Below are 3,015 nucleotides of genomic sequence, written 5' to 3'. Positions count from 1 at the left end.
AGAAAATCGTTTCTCGCCTTTCTTAACCTCGCAGCCGTAAAATTGTGGCTACCGTCTTTTGTCAACAAAACCTAACCCCCTGTCCAAAAAACCGGGGCCACCTCTGGCCAAGAGCCGACCTTCTACTCTATCCCCAACCAGCATATCAGCAGACACCCCCCCTCACCCCGCAGGCGGACAGACGGCCCGGAACAGCGCAAACGCCCTGGCCCGGTGGCTCATGGCGTTCTTCTCCGCCCCGGTCATTTCCGCAAAAGTCCGTGTTTCTCCTTCAGGAGTAAACACCGGATCATATCCGTGGCCCAGATCCCCGCGCGGCGCATCGGCAATCACGCCATCCACACGCCCCTCGAAACTGCGGGTCGTCCCGTCCGGAAACGCCAGGCACAGGACACAGGAGAACCAGGCCGCACGCGGCCGGTCGCCCATCCCGTCCAGCACACGCTGCATGGCCCTGCCGAAATCCTTCTCAGCCCCGCCCCAGCGCGCGGAATAAATCCCCGGATCGCCATTCAGCGCCGCCACGCACAGCCCGGAATCATCTGAAAGCGCCGGAAGCCCGGTCGCCTTCGCCGCCGCCAGAGCCTTGATCGCGGCATTGCCCTCAAACGTCGCCGCCGTCTCCTCCGGCTCCGGCAGATCCAGATCCCCGGCGGAAAGAACCGTAATGCCGGTCCCGCTCAGCAGCGTCTCGAACTCCGCCAGCTTGCCCCTGTTATGGCTGGCCAGAACCAGACGGTCGCCGCGCGCAAGCAGAGCCGTCATCCCTCCGCTGCCGCAACAGCCGCATCCTGCGCGGCAAACAGCGTCTGCGTGCCCGCCTTCGCCAGAGCCAGCAGAGCAAGAAACTGCTCCTCGGAAAACGGTTTTTCCTCAGCCGTCCCCTGGATCTCCACAATCCCGCCCGCCTTCGTCAGCACGAAATTCGTATCCGCCGCCGCCGCACTGTCCTCGTCATAATCCAGATCGAGCACGGCACCGGCCTTCGTCAGACCGCACGACACCGCCGCAACCTGGCCGATCAGCGGAATCGTCCTGATCACACGCTGCCTGTGCAGCTTTCCAAGCGCCAGACGCAGCGCCACCCAGGCCCCCGTGATCGACGCGCAGCGCGTGCCGCCATCCGCATTAAGAACATCACAGTCCAGAACGATGCTGACCTCGCCCAGAGCTTCCAGATCCGTCACAGCCCGCAAAGAGCGGCCGATCAGACGCTGAATCTCCTGCGTCCGCCCGGACTGCTTGCCCTTCGCCGCCTCACGGCCCCCGCGGGTGTGCGTCGCACGCGGCAGCATGCCATACTCCGCCGTCACCCAGCCGCTGCCCTTGCCCCGCAGAAACGGCGGAACACGCTCCTCCACACTCGCCGTGCACAGAACCTCCGTGCCCCCCGCCCGGATCAGCGCGGATCCCTCGGCATGACGGGCAAACCCCGTCTCGATCGTGACGGAACGCATGGCATCGGCAGCACGGCCTGACGGACGCGGCATCGGGTCTCTCCTTCAGTTTCGTAAAACGGCATAGCCCGTGCAGACGCAGGGAGCCAGAGGCAGCATGATATGATAGGACGGACCCCCACCCGCCAGGAACCCGCCGGATGTCCTTTCCAGAGCCCGCCCACGCCGATGTCCCCCTTGCCGAGATCACACGCGGAGACCGCGTCGAATCCGTGCATTACGGCTCCGTCGCCGTCACCGACGATACAGGAAAACTCCTGCTGTCTCTGGGCGATGTCGAAACCCCGGTCTTCCCGCGCTCAACCGTCAAGGCACTGCAGGCCCTGCCGCTCATCGAAACCGGCGCCACAGACCATTTCGGCCTGACCGGTCCCGAACTGGCCCTCGCCTGCGCCTCCCACGCCGGCGAACCCGAACACGCGGCAACCGCCCTGCAGATGCTCCGGCGCACCGGCCGCGACGCGGACAGCCTCGAATGCGGAACCCACTGGCCCACACGCCCCGAAGCCACCCGAAGCCTCGCCGCACAGGGCGAAAGCCCCTGCGCCCTGCACAATAACTGCTCAGGCAAACACGCCGGATTCATCTGCACCGCCTGCGCGGAACAGACCGACCCCGCAGGATATATCCGCCCGGACCACCCGGTCATGCAGCGCGTCACACAAACCCTGGCGGAGATGACCGGCATCCCGCACACGGACCGCAACCGCGGCACGGACGGCTGCTCGATCCCCACATACGCCATCCCCCTGCAGGCCCTCGCCCGCGCCTTCGCCTGCTTCGGAACCGGAACCGGCCTGCACCCGGACCGCGCCCGCGCCGCCACCCGCCTGCGCGAGGCCGTCGCCGGACATCCCTTCATGATCAGCGGCACGGACGGATTCGATACCGTCGTGATGCAGAGCACGGGCATAAAGGCTTTTACGAAAATCGGAGCCGAAGGCGTGCTGATCGCCAGTCTCCCGGACTCCGGACTCGGAATCGCCATCAAATGTCGTGACGGCGCCCTGCGCGGCGCGGAATCCGCCATGGCCGCCCTCCTCCTCCGATTCGGAGGCACCGATATCCCAGACTCCGCACCACTCGCCAGCCAGATGACCCGGACACTGACCAACTGGAACGGCACGACCGTCGGCACGGTCCGACCATCTTTTTTTCTGAAAAAAAGCCTGACCAGACCGGCATGATCCACCTCTCCTCGGACGACCTCGCCCGCCTTACGGAACGTCAGGCCGACAATCTCGGAAAGACCGCGATTTCCATCAACGCCGTCACGGGCGACGTGCAGAAAACCGCACAGGCCGTACTCGACGCCCGTAGGGCCGCAGAAGGCGCCAGACAGCAGGCTGCCGCCTCCTCCGAAATCGTGACATCAGCACATCAGCCATGAACAAGATCGAGGAAATCGCACTCCAGACCAACCTGCTAAACTCAGGACCTATTAATTTATTGGGCTGAGCGGTGTGTTGTGATTCACGGACTTATACCAACCGTTGATTGCTAGAACCTATGAGCCCAATCTCGCAGTCCGATTGACATGATGCGCCAAGGTTGTTCG

General features: G+C 64.2%; 4 protein-coding genes. 2 read left to right on the top strand and 2 right to left on the bottom strand.

The annotated features are described in order from the left end of the window. Positions 1 to 162 precede the first annotated feature (162 nt). Positions 163 to 765 (bottom strand): RdgB/HAM1 family non-canonical purine NTP pyrophosphatase, encoded by a 603-nt coding sequence (gene rdgB, locus LOC54_RS11920; RefSeq protein WP_279314008.1) that lies wholly within the window; start codon positions 763 to 765, stop codon positions 163 to 165. Next, on the bottom strand, positions 762 to 1,490 hold the full coding sequence (rph, locus tag LOC54_RS11915; RefSeq protein WP_279314007.1) for a ribonuclease PH: 729 nt from the start codon (positions 1,488 to 1,490) through the stop codon (positions 762 to 764). Before rph ends, rdgB begins: the two co-directional genes overlap by 4 nt. 107 nt (positions 1,491 to 1,597) lie before the next feature. Here rph and LOC54_RS11910 point away from each other — a divergent pair, with 107 nt between their 5' ends. Both LOC54_RS11910 and LOC54_RS11905 read left to right on the top strand, forming a co-directional pair. Next, positions 1,598 to 2,644 (top strand): asparaginase, encoded by a 1,047-nt coding sequence (locus LOC54_RS11910; protein WP_279314006.1) that lies wholly within the window; start codon positions 1,598 to 1,600, stop codon positions 2,642 to 2,644. Continuing rightward, complete coding sequence (locus tag LOC54_RS11905) at positions 2,641 to 2,847, top strand: hypothetical protein (RefSeq protein ID WP_279314005.1); 207 nt, start codon at positions 2,641 to 2,643, stop codon at positions 2,845 to 2,847. The genes LOC54_RS11910 and LOC54_RS11905 overlap by 4 nt, the downstream gene beginning before the upstream one ends. The last annotated feature ends 168 nt before the right edge of the window (positions 2,848 to 3,015 follow it).

The organism is Acetobacter sp. AN02 (genome assembly GCF_029759835.1).
In the GTDB taxonomy this organism is placed as follows: Bacteria; Pseudomonadota; Alphaproteobacteria; order Acetobacterales; family Acetobacteraceae; genus Acetobacter.
The sequence above is the reverse complement of the archived record's forward strand: the minus strand, read 5'-3'. Positions and strand labels throughout refer to the sequence as shown.

Coding starts and splice junctions, on each gene's coding strand:
- rdgB (WP_279314008.1), bottom strand. CDS start 765: ATGACGGCTCTGCTTGCGCGCGGCGACCGTCTGGTTCTGGCCAGCCAT.
- LOC54_RS11910 (WP_279314006.1), top strand. CDS start 1,598: ATGTCCTTTCCAGAGCCCGCCCACGCCGATGTCCCCCTTGCCGAGATC.
- rph (WP_279314007.1), bottom strand. CDS start 1,490: ATGCCGCGTCCGTCAGGCCGTGCTGCCGATGCCATGCGTTCCGTCACG.
- LOC54_RS11905 (WP_279314005.1), top strand. CDS start 2,641: ATGATCCACCTCTCCTCGGACGACCTCGCCCGCCTTACGGAACGTCAG.